An 18,592-nucleotide genomic window follows, 5' to 3' on the forward strand; every position below is an offset into this window, starting at 1 on the left:
AAACATGGCCGTTTGGCCAGAGCCTTTTGCTTAATAACGGATGCGGACTTGAATGTCCTGCCCGTAGTTGCCGAAATGCTTGCCGAACAAGCTGACGCCGCCGGCATTTCTCGCACCCTCCGGCGACAAGATGCGAAACCGGATCTCTTCTCTGGGCAGGATCGGAATATCCTGTATCGATATATCTGACATCCGTACGCCGTCCATATACGTACCGGAGGAGGTCACCAGCAGCGTTTTCAGCAGACCGTGCTGGGAGCTTCCAGGATCCCACCACGAAGGGTTCAGCTTCCCGCGTACACTGCCGAAATCGCCCGGAGAAGTCCAGACGCACACGGGAACGTCATTGAGCTGGAACGTAATGTCCGACGGCCAATCTTCGGCGAAGCCGGGTGCTTCCGAGCCGATTTCCAAGGAGATGCTCAGCTCGCTGATGCTGTTTTTGCCGGATACGTAGTTCGGGATGCGGTACTCCACATGGCCGCTGGCGAACCAAATATGCTGGGCTTTGACATGCTCGGGCTCGGCGAAATACCGCGGGTCGTCGCGCATGCCGATCAGCTTGGTTTCGGAAGCGAGCCCGCAGGTGGGCTTGACTTGGCAGCTGGAGTATTGCCCGACGGGAATGTCTACGTCATAGCCGTCCTGATGAGGCTCGGGCGGCCGGACGGCATCGGTTTTGAACACCAGCGATGCCTGCTTCAGATGAAGAGAGCACTGCTTCTGCATGCCGCGCTTGCCCGCGGTAATTTCCGTACGGAGAATGCCTGCTTCCTCCAGCTGCTGTACATGTTTGGTCACGATGGCGGAGGAGAGATTCAGCTTTTGCGCCATTTCCTTGATATTGAGGTTTTCTTTACCGAGCATTTCGATCATCCGAATGCGCGTTTCCGATGCCAATGCAACGAACAACGGCAAATTTTCTAGGTTTACCTTGATTTCCATAGAGGCCCCCGATTCGGTCATATAGGTGTTATTTATCTATTGTATAACCAAATGATTAACTAAACAATAAAATCATTGACTAAATATAGCGGGTATTTTAATATCTATGTGAGAATTTGATGATTAATTATTAACCCATTAGTTAACTAAAAATCAACCCGAAAAGGAGATTTTTCCATGGAATCGAACATCAATATCCCCCGCCCCGAATACCCGCGTCCGCAATGGGTGCGAGACCGCTGGCTGAATTTGAACGGCGCGTGGCAATTCGAAATCGATCACGGCAAGAGCGGGAAAGAGCGCGGATACCAACAGCCGGAGCATGCGCTCGAAGGAGCGATCACCGTTCCGTTTTGTCCGGAAAGCAAGCTGTCCGGCGTGGAATATAAGGACTTCATGGCCGCCGTTTGGTATAAGCGGGAATTTACCTTGCCGAAGGATTGGAACGGCGGCAGGATTCTGCTTCACTTCGGCGCGGTCGACTACGAGACCGAGGTGTGGGTGAACGGAACCTCTGTCGGCACGCATCGCGGCGGGTACTCCTCGTTCAGCTTCGATATTACCCCGCATGTCACGGAAGGCACCAACGTGGTGACCGTCTATGCAGAGGATGACGTCCGCTCGGGAAGCCAGCCGCGCGGCAAGCAGAGTGGGCGTTTCCATTCGCATGGCTGCGACTATACGCGCACGACGGGCATTTGGCAGACGGTATGGCTGGAGCAGGTCCCGGAAACCTATCTCTCGGACATGAAGGTGGTGGCCGATCCGGCCAATGCATGCGTGCATCTGGAAGTGAAGGTCAGTGGAAATACCGCCGGAGCGCAGTTGAAAGCGTCCGCCTTCTATGACGGTAAAGAGGTCGGCGAGGCCGCGGCAGTGGTGCAAGGGCCATGCGTCAAGGTGACCGTGCCTGTATCGGAAGTCCATTTATGGGAGGCAGGCCACGGCCGGCTGTATGACCTGAAACTGTCGCTCGAACGGCCAGGCCAGGCAGAAGCCGATGCGGTCGATTCGTATTTCGGCCTTCGGACCGTGCGGCTGGACGGCATGGCGTTTAGGATCAATGAAAAGTCTGTGTTCCAGCGGCTCGTGCTGGATCAAGGCTTTTATCCGGACGGCGTCTATACCGCACCTACGGACGAGGATCTTCGGAAGGATATCGAAATTTCGCTGGGCCTCGGATTCAACGGCGCCAGACTTCATGAGAAAATGTTCGAACCGCGCTTCTTGTATTGGGCCGACCGGCTGGGGTACCTCGTCTGGGGAGAGCATGCCAACTGGGGGCTGGATATTACGACGACCACAAGCTTGCCGCGGTTTTTGCCTGAATGGCTGGAAGGCGTGGAGCGGGATTACAATCATCCGGCGATCATCGGCTGGTGCCCGTTCAACGAAACCTGGGACCGGGACGGCGCCAAGCAGGATAACGAGGTGCTGCGCATCGTGTACGAGACGACGAAACGGCTGGATCCGACGCGCCCGGTGATCGATACCAGCGGCAACTTCCACGTCGTGACCGATATCTTCGATCTGCATGATTACGATCAGAATCCGGAGACGTTCCGGGCCAGATACGAACCGATGAAAACGGGCGGAGAGGTGTATAACACGTTTCCGGGCCGGCAGACGTACGGCGGGCAGCCTTATTTCATCAGCGAATACGGCGGCATTTGGTGGAACCCCGACCAGAAGGACGACAAGGCTTGGGGATACGGCGACCGGCCGACATCCGAGGAGGCGTTCCTTAAGCGGTACGAAGGGCTGACGAGCACTCTGCTGGAGCACCCGATGATGTTCGGATTTTGTTATACCCAGCTGTATGACGTGGAACAGGAGGTAAACGGGCTGTACACCTACGACAGACGCCAGAAGTTTGATCCGGAAGTGATCCGACGTATCAATTCCCGCAAAGCGGCCATTGAAGATTAAAGTTTGGGCCAAGGTTACGGTATGAATTTATATTCCCGAAGAGGAGGATGCCTGTACATGAAGGCTATAGTGCGTAATCCGCTGCTGCTTGCGTTATGCATGCTGCTGCTCGTCCCTATGGGGCAGGTCACGGACGCGGCTTCCAGCCGGAACAATTTTTATAACGTCGTCATGCAGGATGGAGCGGACCCCTGGGTTTACAAGCATACGGACGGCTTTTACTATTTCACGAAAACGACGGGCGGCAACGTAACGATTTGGAAATCGGCCGAGTTGACGACGATCGACGCCGCTCCGACCAAGGTCGTCGAAACGGGCTGCTGCAATATATGGGCTCCCGAGCTTCATTATATTGACGGGGCTTGGTATATCTATTACGCCAAGGATGACGGCGACAACGTGAATCATCGCATGTACGTGATGGAAAATACGTCGGCGGACCCGACGCAGGGAACCTGGCAGGACAAAGGGCAGATCACCGACAAGGAAAATAAATGGGCCATTGACGGCACCGTACTGCAGGCAGGCGGACAGCTCTACTTTATTTGGTCGGGCTGGGAGGGGGATGTCAACGTGAGTCAAAACCTGTACATCGCCCATATGAGTAATCCTTGGACGATCGACTCGAACCGCGTTGAAATTTCCAGGCCATCCTACCCGTGGGAAACCAACCACACGCCTTATGTCAACGAGGGCCCGCAGGTTGCCGTGCGGGACGGCGTCATCAGCCTGGTGTACTCGGCGAGCGGTAGCTGGACGAACGATTACTGCCTCGGTCTCATTACGGCCAGCGTTTCAAGCGATTTGCTGAATCCGGCCTCTTGGACGAAACGCAGCCAGCCGATCTTCGCGTCCGGAAACGGTCTTTATGGACCGGGACATCATTCGTTTACCCAATCCCCCGACGGAAACGAGGACTGGATCGTGTACCATACGGCCAAATTCAGCGGGGCCGGTTGGAACCGGGAGATCCGCATGCAGAAATTTACGTGGAATGCCGACCATACGCCAAATCTGGGCGTACCGGCCGATCCCAATATCCCGATTCCACTGCCTTCCGGCGAAGCGGGGCACATCCGCATCGAGGGGGAAAAAGGGACGTTCGGCGGAGCGGCGTACGCTTCGCAAAGTCCGAACGGATCGGGCGGCATGAAGGCCGGACATATCGATACGCAAGACAGCTACGTGGAATATGCCGTGAAGGTGCCGAAGGCCGGCGAGTATATATTGATGGCGCGAACCGCGAACGGAACGGCCGGAGGGGACTGGTCCCATCTTCAGCTGGCCGTCAATTCGGGCATGCCGAGCCCCTTTTACATCACGAATAAAGGCTGGGAGAACTGGGGATTGTCCACGGCGCGCATTCAGCTCCATGCGGGCAGCAACACCATCCGCTTCACCAAGGGCGCAGGCTACGGGGAAATCGACTTTTTTGACATCAAGCCGGCCAAATAGGTTCATGGATTTGTACGTAATCAAGGGCTAAACTTAATCGGGGCTTATCGCTGTAAAAGGATCCATATAAAAGGGCCGGCTCATTCCTGAGCCGGCCCTTTGGGTTGATAAGTATAAAATTCGGGGATTCGGGCTTTCTTATCTCGCAAGAAACATTCCTCTAAACGCGGTCTGTCTTCTATGAATGTACGTCGATCGACGTTTTTCTTGCTTTTGACCGTCGAATCCGGTTTATCTTATGCTTATTTGTCCGGCAGAAGTATGCCGCTTTCGGGAACTTTATACGCCTTGCATGGCCTATAATTTTTGATATGATCGCGATCAAAAAATAATACATACCGGAGGTGCTGAAACAATGTATGCTGCGAAAGGAATCGGTTTCAAACTAACATCGCTTATGCTTCTATTTGTGCTAGCATGGACTTCTTTTGGGGCTTACCCCACGTCGGCCGCATCAACGACGAACTATTCGAATCCGATCAATACGGCTGGAGCGGATCCGTACGTGATGCTGCATTCGGATGGGTACTATTACTTTACACGCACGTTAGGCAACCGATTGGATATTTGGAAATCCAGATCACTGACAGCGATGGATCTGGGAGAACGGAAAACGGTATGGACTCCGCCTGCCGGCTTAAAAGACATCTGGGCACCTGAAATTCACAATATCGGCGGCAAATGGTACATCTACTATACGGCGAATACCGGCTGCGGCGATAACTGCCGGGGTGTATACGTCCTGGAGAACGATTCCCCGGATCCTTTGCAGGGCAGCTGGACAGACAAAGGCAAGCTGAATACACAGTATGCGGGATTGGACGGCACCGTATTCGACCATAATGGCCGGCTATACTTCTTGTATGCGGCATATGGGGATTGGTCGGGCAGCCACGGCAGCGCGATCGCCATCGCACCCATGTCGAATCCGTGGACGCTGGACGGAGACAGCAGCATTCTGACCAAGCCCGAATACGATTGGGAAATGAAAGGCATGCCTGTAAATGAAGGCGCTGTCATATTAAAAAATCAAGGGAAAATATTCCTCGTCTTTTCCGCAAGCGCCTGCTGGGAAGATGGCTATTCGCTTGGCATCCTGACAGCGGATGATACAAGCGACTTGCTGAGTCCCGCGTCGTGGACGAAGAGCGAGCAGCCGGTCTTCGCTCAGTCGCCGGAAAATGGCGTCTACGCCCCTGGACACAACTCTTTTGTTCCATCCAAGGACGGAACGCAAGATCTAATCGTGTACCACGGCAACAGCGGACCAGGCCAAGGCTGCGGCGCCCGGCCGACCAGAGTACAGCCATTTACCTGGAATAACGATGGTTCCCCAAACTTTGGAATTCCGACAAACGGTCCACTTGCGGTACCGTCCGGCGATTATCGGGTTGAAGCGGAACACGGAACACCGGCCAAAGCATTAATAAAGGATGAGGAAGGCGCATCCGGCGGCAAAGCCGTACGGCTCAATAACACGAACAGCTCCTTATCGATCAAGGATGTCATTGTGCCGGAAGAGGGGAGCTATACTTTAAACATTAGATATTCGAACACCGCAGGTCCCGATGCCTCGGAATTGGTATCGGTGAACGGTAAACCTGCCGTGGCAGTGGCATTGCCTCACACGGGAAGCAAGCAATATGCAACGGCTTCGGTCCAGGTCGAGTTGAAGAAAGGCTACGACAACGTCATTGAATTTGCGAAAAGCAAACATGCCATTGACATCGACTATATTGAACTCGCTGGCAGCAACACATTCTCGATTAAGCCTGGAGCCGAGTATAAACTGATTAACCCGAATGGCGGCAAAGCTCTCAGTGCAGCCGACTCCAATATACCGGACGAGTCATGGGCCCGAATGATGGACGATTCCGACGGAGCGGCGGCGCAGAGCTGGAAGATCGCCCTGAATGAGGACGGAACGTATACATTCATGAAATCAAGCTCCGGCAAAGCCCTGACCGTGATGGATCCTGCAGCCGCTTGGGGGAGAGTGGGCTTATCGGAGTATCAAGGTTTGGATACGCAAAAGTGGAAACTCGTTGACACCGGCAACGGTTACTGCAAATGGTTTAATGTGCAGACGGGAAAAGCGCTTGACGTAAACGGAGCAAGCATTAATAGCGGTGTGGATGTAGGAACGTGGCAGGACATTTCCGGCGGAACCGCGCAGTTTTGGCTGCTGTACCGTTTGGACTGAAGTTATAGCAGGAAGTGGCAGGACGAACATCAACTGAAAAGCGTATCCCGCATTCTTGAGCGGGCGTGCAACGTAAGGCGGCTTCTGTTACTGGAAGCCGTCCTTTTTTGTCTCTGACCGTACCTTTGAGCTCTTGCTGGAACCATTCGCATTTAAAAAAAAGAAAGCGTTTTAAAATATTAAAGCTTTTTTTTGAAATCGTTCATTTTTTCGGAAAAATGATCCCTTTACAATAATGGAAAGACCGATTAAACGGTCATGACATGATGATCCGATGCGCTGTGAACGTCTATGGCACACGGGCTGGCAGGGCTATGGGATCGTTATTCCAAGAGGAGGTTTACGATGAGGAAAGCGTGGCTTAAAGGGGTTCTATTGATGTTCATCGCCGTCTTTATTCTGTCTGCCTGCAGTTCCGGTGTGAGTTCGAATCCGCCGGCAGCCCAGAGCAGCACCCAGGAAAAGGGCGATGATGCAGCCGCTTCAAACAACGAAGATAAAGAAACAAGTGGGGGAGAAGCATCCGCAGAGGATGCCGAACAAGCATCGGCGTTTCCTGAACCTGTCGTGGATGAAAGCCTGAAGGGAGAAATCACCTTCTGGACCTGGACCAAAGCTCCTTACGACGCGCTGTTGAAAGACTTCAACAAGTTCTATCCGAACATCAAGGTCAAGATTACGGAAATAGACTTCGGCGGACTTCATGATAAGCTCCAGACCACGTTGGCGGCAGGCAAAGGGGCTCCCGATGTATCCCAGGTGGAGCAGGGGCAATTCCCTCGTTATTTGGCTGGGGACGTGCTGGAAGATTTGCTGCAGGCGCCTTATAACGCAAGCGTTTTCAAAGACGATACGACGGAATACAACTGGGTTCGCTGGATGAACATGGACAATAGCAAACTGCTCGCCTTCCCATGGGATGTGACGCCAGGGGTTGCGTATTACCGGGCGGATATTTTTGAAGAGCTGGGCCTGGAGAGCGATCCGGAGCTTTTGGGCGAATATATGGCTGATCCGGAGAACTGGATGACGGTCGTCGAAACGTTGACGGCCAACGGCAAATACGCCATGGAGTGGCGGGACGGTCCGGTTCACTGGGCTGGAGATGCCGTAGGCTACTTCGATACGGATCTGAACTGGGTCCGCAATACGGATGAGCTTGCCAAAGTGCTGGATGTGACCAAGCGCCAGAACCAAATGAAGGTTGCCCCCCACATGGGCATGTTTGACGCCAAGGGCGGCAAACCGCTTGTGACCAGCGGCAAGCAGGCGATGGTGATGCTTGGATCCTGGGGAGCCCGGGACATCGAAAGCAATTTCCCGGATCAGAAAGGAAAATGGCGTGCAACCGCTCCGCCGCTGGGCATCAGCTGGGGATCGGGCGGATCGGGATTCGTCATTCCGAAGCAGGGGAAAAACAAGGACCTGGCCTGGAAATGGGTAGAGTTCATGCATACGGATTACGCATGGCAGCAGTTCATTAAGCATTCCATTCAGCCTGGGTGGAACAGCATTAACGCGAAGGAGTATATCAAGGAACATACCAATGCCTATCTGGGCGGACAAAAAGACCTGGAAATGTACAACAAAATTGCCGAATCGATTCAGCCGCGCAAATTGACGGCGCTGGACGGCAAGGCGTGGCCGATATGGCTGGAGCATATTCTGAAAGCCATCGACAAAAATATCGATGCCAAGACGACCCTGAACAATATCGAGGACGATATTAACCGGAAGCTGAAGCCGGATATCGACAAGTTGAAAAAGGAACTCAACATGAAGTGACGCTTTAAGCTGATCACGGATATGTTCGGCCGCGCCTTTCGGTGCGGCTTGTCCGCTTCGAAACGGGCCTGATGGAGGCGACTTGATTGGAGGATCGGCTTTTATGATATCCATTGTAATGAGATACAAGGTAACGATATCCGTCATTCTGGTGCTGGCGTTCCTTCTGTACTGCTGGAATGCGGGACGCGGCTACGACGATACGGCGATGGCATCCATACCGGAATATTCCGATTTGGACGAGAATTCGATCCTGGAACAGGAGGACATTTCCTCCAAGCTGGAGCCGTCCTACTTGAAATATGCTGCCAAGAACGATCAGGAAGGAGCGGCGGATCCGGAGGGTTTTTCCCGGACGATCGACTCCATGGATTTCTCTGCTGTGAGCGATGCGGGAACGAAGGTGGAGGAAAATCTGGGCGGCCAAAGCGGGAAGGTGCTGGCTCTGACGGAGGAGTCGAGCTGGGTGGAATATACGTTTGACGTCCCGGAGGACGGCAATTATCAAATGGGGATGAGCTACTACGCGATGAAAGGGAAGAGAGCTTCCGTCGTGCGTGCGGTGAAGCTGGATGGGGCGTATCCGTTTTTCCAGGCGAAAAAACTCGAATTTAAGCGGATGTGGAAAGAAGTCGGCGAACCGTGGTACGACAATCAGGGCAATGAGTTCAACCCCCGCCGGGAGGAGGTTTCCGGTTGGCAGTACCGCGAATTTCAGGATACGGAAGCCCGCGTGCAGGAGCCTTTCCGGTTCCATCTGACGAAGGGCCGGCATACGATTCGAATCGAGGCGATCCGCGAGCCTGCGGCCGTCGGACAAATTACGATTCATTCCCCGGCCCAGGCGCCCGCTTATGAAGACGTCGCCAAAACGTATGAAGAGAAGGGGTATCTGGCTGCCGGGAAGGACGTACAAATCAAGATCCAGGCGGAAAATGCGGTTCTTCGTTCGGATCCGACCCTGCAGCGGGTGGAAGACCGGGAACCGATCACGGAGCCCTTTAACAAAAACGCCATCGTCTTGAATACATTTGGCGGTGCCGCCTGGAAATCGGGGGGGCAGTGGGCCGAATGGGAGTTTGAAGTGCCGGAAAGCGGCTTGTATGAAATGGGTGCAAGATACGGCCAGTGGTTCTTGAACGGGTTCCCGACGCAGCGGAAGGTGACGATTGACGGCGAGCTGGCGTTTCGAGAGATGAATGCCGTCAATTTCCCGTACAGCCATACATGGGAGATCGCAAAGTTCGGAGATGAAGGCAAGCCCTACCAATTCTATTTGGAGAAGGGCAAGCACAAGGTCCGCATGGAAGTACAAGTCGGCGCTTTAGGCGAAGTGCTGGAGAAAGTAACCGACACGACCCACAACATTTCCCTCTTGTCCCGCGAGGTTATCCGTGTGACGGGGACGAACCCGGACCCCAACGGAGATTGGCGTCTGGAGGAGAATATTCCGAACCTGATTCCGAGGCTGCACCTGCTCGCCAAATCTTTCGATGATGCGATCCAGCAGCTTTATAAGCTCGGGGTGAAAGAAGGCAGCTCCGACATCAGCACGCTGTACGAAGCCAGGGACCAAATGATCAGCATGGCGGACAAAACAGCAAGCATTCCCGCCAGGCTGCAGGCGATCACGGATTTGCAGTCCTCCCTTGGGCTGTGGGTGAACGGACTGACCAAGCAAAGCCTGCTTCTGGACTACTTGATCGTTCAGACCCCTGGGCATGAGTGGCCCAAAGCCGAAGCGCCCGTATATATGAGGGCTTGGACGGCCGTACGCGATTTCTCCCAATCCTTTACGAAGGATTACGGCGGCGTCGGCAATGTGTACGACAACCAGGAGACGCTGGACATATGGGTCGCGCGGGGACGCGACTGGGTTCAAATCATTAAACAAATGATCGATGAGGACTTTACTCCGCAGACCGGCATCAAGGTGAACGTGAATGTCGTCCCGGCGAACCAGACTCAGGTGCTGCTTCTTGCCAATACCGCCGGACTCGCGCCGGATGTTGCACTGGGCGTGGAAGGCGAGGTGCCGATCGACTTTGCCGTGCGCGACGGTCTCGTGAACCTGAGGGACTTTTCGGACTATGAGGAAGTGGCGAAGCGATTCCGGCCGGGTGCGCTCATCCCGTACAAATACAACGGCGGCGACTACGCGCTTCCAGAGAATCAGAACTTCTACATGCTCTTTTACCGCAAGGATATCATGGAGCAGCTGGGCATCACAGAGGATCAGATACCGGAGACCTGGGACGAAGTGAAGGCTTTGATTCCCGAGCTTCAGCAGAACGGGATGGACTTTTTCTATCCGCACGCGGCTAACAATCCGAACCTGGCGATCAATGAGTTCGCTCCCTTTCTCTTCCAATCCAAGGGAGACTTCTACAAGGAAGACGGCAAGGAATCGAGCCTGGACGAACCGCAGGCGCTGTCAGCGATGAAGCTGTGGACGGACCTGTTCACGAATTACAAAATCCAGAAGCAGGCGGATTTCTACAACCGTTTCCGCTCGGGCGAGATGCCGATTGGCGTGGCGGATTACTCGACGTATATTTTGTTGTCCACGGCCGCTCCGGAGCTTACCGGCTGGTGGGGGATGAAGCCGATTCCGGGCATCCGCCAGGAAGACGGACAAATCAACCGCTCCACCGGCGGTCTGGGGCAAACCGGCATTATTTTTAAGGAGAGCACGAAGAAGGAAGAAGCTTGGGAATTTCTGAAGTGGTGGACGAGTGCCGATTCGCAGGAGCGGTTTGGCACGGAGCTGGAATCCTTGCTCGGCGTCGAAGCCCGCTGGAACACGGCGAACGTCGAGGCTTTGAAGCGAATGCCGTGGCAGAAGGAAGATATCGACGCCATCCTGGAGCAGTGGGACTGGTTCCGGGAGAGGGAAATCGTGCTGGGCGGTTACTACACGACCCGTTACATCGCGAACATGTGGAACGAAATCGTGCTGAACGGCAAGAACATCCGCGAAGCCGTCGAAGAGGGCGTCCGGGAGATTGACAAGGAGCTCCGGAAGAAGCGGGAGGAGTTCGGCCTGGATCGTATCACGGATGAAGCCGGGAAGAAAGGGGAGGACCAGCCATGAGTGATAGTCTGGGTACGCAAGTCACGAGCGCGCCCGTCCAAGCGGCAGCGCCGCCGGGCAGAATGCTGCAGCTGTGGAAAGAGATCAAACGCCATAAAGTATCGTACTTCTTGCTCGCTCCTTTCCTGATCCTGTTCTTCTTCTTCACGATCGTTCCCATCTTCATGTCCATCGGACTTAGCTTTACGTACTATAACATTTTGGAGAAGCCGCGGTTTATCGGGCTATCGAATTACCGGCTGCTGTTCGTGGATGACGACATCTTTCTTAAAGCGGTGGGCACAACGCTCAAATTTGCTTTCATTACCGGCCCTGTCGGCTATATCATGGCGTTTCTGCTCGCCTGGCTCATCAGCCAAATTCCGGTGAAGTACCGTTTTTTCTACACCCTCTGCTTCTACACGCCTTCCATTACGAGCGCGGTGGCGATGTCCGTCGTATGGCTGTATTTATTCGCCGGGGACCGCAAGGGCTTGATCAACTATTACGCGATGAAGCTGGGGTTATTCGACGAACCTTATTTGTTTTTGCAAAACGTTCACTCGATCGTGCCGGTCATCATTATCGTGTCTTTATGGATGAGCATGGGGGTAGGGTTTCTGGCGTTCCTTGCCGGTCTCCAGAACGTTCCGAAAGACTTGTATGAGGCGGGCGCCATCGACGGCGTGCGCTACCGGTGGCAGGAGCTTCTGTACATTACCGTTCCGTCGGTGAAGCCGCAGCTTCTCTTCGGGGCCGTGCTTCAGGTCGTATCCTCCCTTACGGTATTCGATGTCAGCATCCAGTTGGTCGGGCTGCCCAGTCCATTATACGCGGGTCATACGATCCTGACCCATTTATTCGATTACGCATTCATCAAGTTTGAGATGGGGTACGCGTCTGCGATTGCCGTGGTGCTGTTCATCATGATGATCGGACTCAACCGGATCATCTTCAAGCTGCTGGGGAGGGATTAAGCCATGCATGGCATCGTTAAAGGACGCAGAGTCGATTGGAGCGGAATCTTCCTATATGTTTTCTTAACCGGATTCGGGCTGCTGATGCTGATGCCTTTGGTGTATATGGCATCGACATCGTTGAAGCCGGTCAGCGAGCTGTTTTTGTTTCCTCCGAGATTTCTGGTGGATAATCCGACCCTGATGAATTTCAGGGACCTGCTGCTGATCACCGGTACGTCGTTCGTCCCGTTTTCACGCTATATTTTCAACAGTATCGTCGTCTCCGGTCTGATCGTCGCAGGCGGAATCGTCATTTCGGCCATGGCCGCATTTCCGCTGGCCAAGCACAACATGCCGTTCCGGGGGGCCATCTTCAACCTGGTCATCCTCTCGCTGATGTTCTCTCCGATGGTGCTGCAAATTCCCCAGTATTTGCTGATCAGCCGAAGCGGATTGATGAATCATTATTTGGCGTTGATCCTTCCGTACCTTGCCGCGCCTGTCGGCATGTTTCTGATGACGCAGTTTCTAAGGCAGATTCCCGATGCGCTGCTTGAAGCAGCGCGGATCGACGGAGCGTCGGAATGGAAGGTGCTGTGGAGCGTCATCATGCCCATGCTGAAGCCGGCTATTGCGACCTTCGCGTTGTTCAGCTTCATTCAGGCTTGGAACGATCCGTACCCGGCCATGGTGTATACAACGAAAGAAGACATGAAGACGCTCCCGCTGGCCATCCAGACCATAAGCGGCGGAGCGGGCGTCATTGCCAGAGTGGGAACCTTTGCGGCAGCCAGCTTTCTGATGATCATACCGACCATTGCGGTCTTTGTCATTACGCAGCGGCTGGTTTTGCAGACGATGGCCCACTCGGGTCTGAAAGAGTAGGGAGGAAAGCCGATGAGAATAAAACATCGACTGACAGGCCTGATCCTGGCCGCCGTCTTCGCCTCCGTTCTGTTCGTTCCCGGCGTTTCCCATGCCGCGGTGCCGTATGAAGGGTATCAATGGAACCGGCATGATTCGGACGTGCATTCCATTAACGGTTATATCTATCAATACTCGATGGACGGTTACGATCTCGAATCGGGACCTTTTAAGGAGCCGCAGGATTTATTCGTCGCGCCGGACGGCACGATATATGTGGCTGATACGGGCAACAACCGGATCGTGCACTTAAGCATGGAGATGAAGGTGCTGGGCGTCATAGGCGATGCGGAAGGCAAGGGAGCCCTCAGCGAGCCGAAAGGCGTGTTTGTTCATCCGAACGGGACGATTTACGTGGCGGATACGAAGAATCAAAGAATTGTGCTGTTCAGTCCTAACGGCAAATACGTGAAGGAATATACGGTGCCGCAGAGCCCGCTTCTCGGGAAAAACTTCACCTATTCGCCTTCCAAGCTGACCGTGGATAAGCGGGAAGTCATGATGGTGGTCAGCGAAGGGAACACGCAGGGGCTGCTGCAGATTGACAAGAACGGGCAGTTTAAAGGCTTTTTCGGTGCCAACCATATCGGCTTCAGCTGGAAGAGGCTGCTGGTGAACACGATTGCGACGGATGATCAGAAGGCGCAGCTTGCCGTGCAGCGGCCGCTGGAATTCTCCAGCGTTACCCAGGATGAGGAAGGCTCGCTGTATACGACGACGCTGGGAACGGAAACGAATCAGATCAAACGGCTGTCCCCCGTCGGCGTCGATACGCTGAACCCGGGCAAGGAGAAACGGTACGGGGACCGGTATGACGTAGCGGGACCGTTTGAATTGTCCTCCTTCGTCTCCATCTCCGTCAGTCCGGAAGGGTTTATTTCGGCACTGGACCTGAATACGAGCAAGGTGTTCGAATACGACAAGCTGGGCAATCTGCTGTTTGTCTACGGCGGTTTGGGCGACCAGAGCGGCCTGTTCAAAACGCCGGCGGACATCGCGGAGCTGCCGGACGGCTCGATGGCCGTTCTGGATAAAGGACGCAACCGGATCGACGTGTTCCGGACGACGCCTTTTGCCGATCTGGTGCACAAAGCTTCGACCTTGTACGTTGACGGCCGCTATGAGGAGGCCGAATCGATGTGGAAGGAAGTCCTGAAGTATAACGCCAACTACGACATGGCTTATCACGCCATCGGCAAGTCGCTCTACAAAGGGGAGCGATACGGCGAAGCGATGCGTTATTTCAAGCTGGCCGAGACCAAGAGCGACTATTCCACGGCGTTCAAGGAATACCGCAAGGCGTATATGAGGGAGCATTTTGCCTGGTTCGCCGGGGGCTTGATCCTGCTGATCCTGGTGCTCCGTTATGCGGTGCCGCTGCTTCTTCGTTTCCTGCGGCGCGTCGTGACAGCCAGGATGACCGCAGGAGCGTCTAGGGCGGAATCAACATGGGGGAAAGGTGAGAGTCCATGAATACGCTTCAGTTAATCCGGCAGGTCATCGTCCATCCGATTGATTTCTTCTATGACATTCAGAACCCCAAGCGGATTTCTTGGCTGCAGGGTGTTCTGCTGATCCTGCTGCTGTTTGTGGCCAAGATGCTGTCGCTCATCGTGATGGGGTATGCATTTGAGACAAGGCAGCCCTATGAAATTTCATGGGTGTACGAATTCATGTGGATCATCGTGCCGTGGGGCGCGTACTGCGTGTCGAACTGGGCAGTGAGCACTATCCTCGAAGGTGAGGGGAAGTTCAAGGAAATCTTCGTCGGCAGTGCGTTCGCGCTTGCCCCATACATCCTGTTTATTGTTCCTGTCACCCTGCTAACCAACATTCTATCCCTGGACGAACAATCCATTATTTTGTTCCTGTCCAACTTGCTGCTGGTTTGGTGTGGATGGCTGCTGCTCGTCAAAATTAAGGTGCTGCATGATTTTGAACTGGGAAAGATGGTCGGCATTGCGCTCCTGACCGTGATCGGCATGGTGATTATGCTGTTCGTGCTTATTCTGATGTATGGACTGATCAATCAGTTTTGCAGCTTTATCTTGGATTTGATTAAAGAAGTGCGATTCCGGTATTAGGAGGGATGCAGATGACAAGAAAGCACAAATACGCCGTCCTGTCCGCCCTGATTGCCGCTGTGATCGCGGTCAGCGTACCTTATATGGGCAGGGCGGAGCCGGTTGAACCGAAGCAGGAGGAAGCAGAAATGAGCGGGGGCCAGGCAGAGGTGGACGATGTCCCCGGCAATGCCGAACCGCCTGCGGCAGAACAGGTGAAAGAAGATGTTCCGGCGACGGGTAAGGCAGCGGTTCAGCAGCCGGCCAAAAAGGTGTACCCCGTCACCGCGACCCGCAAGGCCGTCTCGAATGCCAAGTACACACTGTATGATGATCCGAAGACCGGCAATATCCGAATCGTTCACAATCAGTCGAAACGGGAGTGGCTTGGCGCGCCTCAGGCTGACCGGAAAACGACTCCAAGCAACAAGCTGTACCTCGACTCACCGGTTCATATCAGCTACACGGAGGGCTCCGAAATCGTATCCACGTATCCGCTGAAAGATAAGGAGCTCAAGGTCAAAGAACAAAAGATCGAGAACGGGATCCGGGTCCACTATGAAATGCCATCGATCAAGCTTGCCTTTGCCATGGAATACCGCTTGAGGGAAGATGGGTTTGAGGTGACCATTCCCCAGGATTCGATCAAGGAATCCGGAAGCGCGCATATCGTCAGTCTGGAGCCGCTGCCGTTCCTGAATGCGGCTTTGGACGAGGATGACGGAGCCGTGCTGCTGCCGGACGGATCCGGCGCGCTCATGCCGTTCAAGAAGAATCATCCTCCGTATTATGCGGGATATTCGGAGCCGATTTACGGGCCGGATGCCGCCTTCCGGACGCAGTCCCATGATGAGGTGGAGGCCAACTGGCTTCATGAGACGCCGCCGAAGGAAAATATTGCCTTGCCCCTGTTCGGTATATACCGCAACGGGACCGGGGCGCTGGGCATCGTTACCGAAGGGGAGTACAGCGCCAAAATCAATGCCACGCCTTCCGGAATCCGAAATATTCCGTTCTACCGAACTTCGGTGGAATTCATCTATCGGAACGATGACGTTGTGTTCATTGGCGACAGCGGCAAAGTCCCTTTCTATCAAGGGACAATGATCCCGGGCGACCGCAAGGTGAGATATGTGCTTACGGAAGGGAAACAAGCGAATTATATCGGCATGGCCGCCGTTTACCGGAACTACCTGATGGAGGAAAAGGGCTTGACGCCCGTCAAAATGAATCAGCCGATCCTACACCTCAAGCTGTTCGGAGGCATCGAACGCGATGAGATTATCGGCAAAACCTTTATTTCCATGACTACCTTCGAACAGGCCAAGCAAATCATCGACAGCTATGCCGCCAAGGGAGTGACAGCGATGGACGTCACGTTCGACGGCTGGAATCGCCATGGCAAATATGGGGATCAGCCGGATCATTTTCCTGTCAGCAAACCGCTTGGAGGCAGCAAGGGCCTGGAAGACCTGGCCGGGTACGCGAAGAGCAAGGGAATCCGCCTGTTCCTGTCCGCCAACTTTGTCCGTGCCTTTTCGGGAAGCGATGGAATAAGCACAAATAAAGACAGCGTCAGGGGAATGGACCGCGAGGTGCTCACTACCTACGACTACTATACTTCCAATCAGTATAATAACCCTGCCCGCAAGTTCTACTTGCTGAAGCCCGAGCGGACGTTGCATCGCTACATCGAGCCTCAACTGGCCAAATTCGCAGGACTTGGGGTTGCGGGAGTCAGTCTGGATTACATGGGCAGCATGCTGTATTCCGATGAGGACCGCTCGCATGAAACGACCCGCGCGGAAGCGGCGGCCAGCTGGCGGCAGGCGATGGAGCGATTCAAGGAATCGGGCGCCGTGTCGGTCGATTACGGCTTCGCGTATACCTTCGGTTCCGTGGACCGGATAGACGGCGCGCCGGTAGACTCGAGCCATTTCATCTATGCAAATGAGACGGTACCTTTCTACCAGCTGGTCATGCATGGACTGATCCCCTATACTTCCAGCCCGGCCAATCTCCGGGACGATGCGGTTTATGACAGGCTGCGCGCCCTGGAATACGGAGCCATTCCGACCTATGAGCTGACCGCGGAAGAGACGAGTAAGCTCCAACGGACTGCCGAGGACCGGCTGCTGAGTTCCGCCTATCAGGACTGGATGGATGCTTCGGTTCAGGAATATGAAGACTACAGCCGCATCGCTGCCCTAACGATGAATGAGCAGATGGTTAACCATGAAAAGCTGGGTGCCCAACTGTTCAGGACCACTTACGCCAATGGCGTCCAGGTGATCGTCAATTACGGCAGCAAGTCGGTTGAAGTGGAAAACACGAAGGTTGATGCCTTAAATTATGCGGTGGTAGAGGGGAGTGCGTCATGAATTTAAAAATGAAACTTTCCATGCGGGTTCGTCACATGCTGGAGGGGTACATCTTCATTCTTCCGTGGATTGTCGGATTTCTGTTGTTCATGGCGATCCCCCTGGGCCGCTCCTTCTATTATGCGTTTCACCGGCTTGAGCCGAGCGAGCACGGGCTGGTGGCAACTTTCGTGGGCTTCACCTATTTCCGGCAGGCGTTTACGACGGATGTCGATTTCCTGCCCCTTCTGCAGAAGACCATGACGGCGATGGTTACGCAGGTACCCCTAATTCTGGTGTTTGCCATGTTTAGCGCCCTGCTGCTGAACAAGGCTTCAAGAGGCAAGGTGTTTTTCCGCGGCGTGTTCTTCCTGCCCGTCATTATCGCGTCGGGCGCCATTCTCCGGGAGCTGCTTGACCAGGGAGCCGCCAAGCTGCCCATCTTTTATCAGTACGATTTATTTCGCAAGCTCGCTTTCTTCATTCCGGAACAGATTCTGGAGCCGGTGCTGGAATATGCGGATTCGCTGACGCTGGTCATGTGGGATTCCGGTGTGCAAATCTTAATATTTCTGGCCGGGCTGCAGACCATATCGCCTATTCTGTATGAGGCGGCTAAATGCGACGGGGCGACGAAGTGGGAAGTGTTTTGGAAAATAACCTTTCCGATGATCATGCCGATGATCCTGGTGAACACCCTCTTCAGCATTGTGAACTCATTTACCAAAACGGATAACCACGTCATGAATCATCTGATGAACATCGTGTTTCGCAACAATGATTACGGGTACGGTTCGGCCATCGGCTGGCTCTACTTTCTGTTTATCTTCATCGTCCTTGGCATCATCTTTTTCATTTTCCGTAAAAGCATGGCTACGGCCGAAGGGAGGGCGTGA

General features: G+C 54.1%; 12 protein-coding genes. 11 read left to right on the top strand and 1 reads right to left on the bottom strand.

What is annotated here, in order from left to right:
- Positions 1-30: 30 nt before the first annotated feature.
- Positions 31-945: an ArsR/SmtB family transcription factor gene (locus CJP46_RS19025; protein ID WP_094597202.1), complete on the bottom strand. Its 915-nt coding sequence runs from the start codon at positions 943-945 to the stop codon at positions 31-33.
- A gap of 177 nt (positions 946-1,122) precedes the next feature.
- Between CJP46_RS19025 and CJP46_RS19030 the strand changes: the two genes are divergently transcribed.
- From CJP46_RS19030 to CJP46_RS19080, 11 genes are all read left to right on the top strand, one after another.
- A complete protein-coding gene (locus CJP46_RS19030) occupies positions 1,123-2,874 on the top strand; it encodes a glycoside hydrolase family 2 protein (protein ID WP_094597203.1) in 1,752 nt (583 codons plus the stop codon).
- Between the two features lie 57 nt (positions 2,875-2,931).
- The gene (locus CJP46_RS19035; protein ID WP_094597204.1) at positions 2,932-4,329 is read left to right on the top strand and encodes a family 43 glycosylhydrolase; all 1,398 of its coding nucleotides are present in this window, start codon (positions 2,932-2,934) and stop codon (positions 4,327-4,329) included.
- Positions 4,330-4,684: 355 nt separating this feature from the next.
- A complete protein-coding gene (locus CJP46_RS36580; protein WP_179281227.1) occupies positions 4,685-6,532 on the top strand; it encodes a family 43 glycosylhydrolase in 1,848 nt (615 codons plus the stop codon).
- 345 nt (positions 6,533-6,877) lie between these two features.
- Positions 6,878-8,317, top strand: a complete 1,440-nt coding sequence (locus CJP46_RS19045) for an ABC transporter substrate-binding protein (protein ID WP_179281228.1) — start codon at positions 6,878-6,880, stop codon at positions 8,315-8,317.
- 103 nt (positions 8,318-8,420) lie between these two features.
- Entirely contained in the window at positions 8,421-11,411 is a 2,991-nt protein-coding gene (locus CJP46_RS19050; RefSeq protein WP_094597206.1) for an extracellular solute-binding protein, read from the top strand.
- Positions 11,408-12,367: a carbohydrate ABC transporter permease gene (locus tag CJP46_RS19055; protein WP_094597207.1), complete on the top strand. Its 960-nt coding sequence runs from the start codon at positions 11,408-11,410 to the stop codon at positions 12,365-12,367. Before CJP46_RS19050 ends, CJP46_RS19055 begins: the two co-directional genes overlap by 4 nt.
- Positions 12,368-12,370: 3 nt before the next feature.
- Entirely contained in the window at positions 12,371-13,234 is an 864-nt protein-coding gene (locus tag CJP46_RS19060) for a carbohydrate ABC transporter permease (RefSeq protein WP_094597208.1), read from the top strand.
- 12 nt (positions 13,235-13,246) lie between these two features.
- The gene (locus tag CJP46_RS19065) at positions 13,247-14,746 is read left to right on the top strand and encodes an SMP-30/gluconolactonase/LRE family protein (RefSeq protein WP_094597209.1); all 1,500 of its coding nucleotides are present in this window, start codon (positions 13,247-13,249) and stop codon (positions 14,744-14,746) included.
- Entirely contained in the window at positions 14,743-15,357 is a 615-nt protein-coding gene (locus CJP46_RS19070) for a YIP1 family protein (protein ID WP_094597210.1), read from the top strand. Before CJP46_RS19065 ends, CJP46_RS19070 begins: the two co-directional genes overlap by 4 nt.
- A gap of 11 nt (positions 15,358-15,368) precedes the next feature.
- Positions 15,369-17,717 carry a DUF5696 domain-containing protein gene (locus tag CJP46_RS19075; protein ID WP_094597211.1) on the top strand — a complete coding sequence of 783 codons (2,349 nt, stop codon included), beginning with the start codon at positions 15,369-15,371 and terminating at the stop codon, positions 17,715-17,717.
- The gene (locus CJP46_RS19080) at positions 17,714-18,592 is read left to right on the top strand and encodes a carbohydrate ABC transporter permease (RefSeq protein ID WP_094597212.1); all 879 of its coding nucleotides are present in this window, start codon (positions 17,714-17,716) and stop codon (positions 18,590-18,592) included. Before CJP46_RS19075 ends, CJP46_RS19080 begins: the two co-directional genes overlap by 4 nt.

This window comes from Paenibacillus sp. XY044, assembly GCF_002257645.1.
Lineage (GTDB): Bacteria > Bacillota > Bacilli > Paenibacillales > Paenibacillaceae > Paenibacillus_AQ.

Bases quoted from the DNA above. Each gene is read 5' to 3' on its own strand.
- CJP46_RS19025 (WP_094597202.1), bottom strand. From the start codon at position 945: ATGGAAATCAAGGTAAACCTAGAAAATTTGCCGTTGTTCGTTGCATTG.
- CJP46_RS19030 (WP_094597203.1), top strand. From the start codon at position 1,123: ATGGAATCGAACATCAATATCCCCCGCCCCGAATACCCGCGTCCGCAA.
- CJP46_RS19035 (WP_094597204.1), top strand. From the start codon at position 2,932: ATGAAGGCTATAGTGCGTAATCCGCTGCTGCTTGCGTTATGCATGCTG.
- CJP46_RS36580 (WP_179281227.1), top strand. From the start codon at position 4,685: ATGTATGCTGCGAAAGGAATCGGTTTCAAACTAACATCGCTTATGCTT.
- CJP46_RS19045 (WP_179281228.1), top strand. From the start codon at position 6,878: ATGAGGAAAGCGTGGCTTAAAGGGGTTCTATTGATGTTCATCGCCGTC.
- CJP46_RS19050 (WP_094597206.1), top strand. From the start codon at position 8,421: ATGATATCCATTGTAATGAGATACAAGGTAACGATATCCGTCATTCTG.
- CJP46_RS19055 (WP_094597207.1), top strand. From the start codon at position 11,408: ATGAGTGATAGTCTGGGTACGCAAGTCACGAGCGCGCCCGTCCAAGCG.
- CJP46_RS19060 (WP_094597208.1), top strand. From the start codon at position 12,371: ATGCATGGCATCGTTAAAGGACGCAGAGTCGATTGGAGCGGAATCTTC.
- CJP46_RS19065 (WP_094597209.1), top strand. From the start codon at position 13,247: ATGAGAATAAAACATCGACTGACAGGCCTGATCCTGGCCGCCGTCTTC.
- CJP46_RS19070 (WP_094597210.1), top strand. From the start codon at position 14,743: ATGAATACGCTTCAGTTAATCCGGCAGGTCATCGTCCATCCGATTGAT.
- CJP46_RS19075 (WP_094597211.1), top strand. From the start codon at position 15,369: ATGACAAGAAAGCACAAATACGCCGTCCTGTCCGCCCTGATTGCCGCT.
- CJP46_RS19080 (WP_094597212.1), top strand. From the start codon at position 17,714: ATGAATTTAAAAATGAAACTTTCCATGCGGGTTCGTCACATGCTGGAG.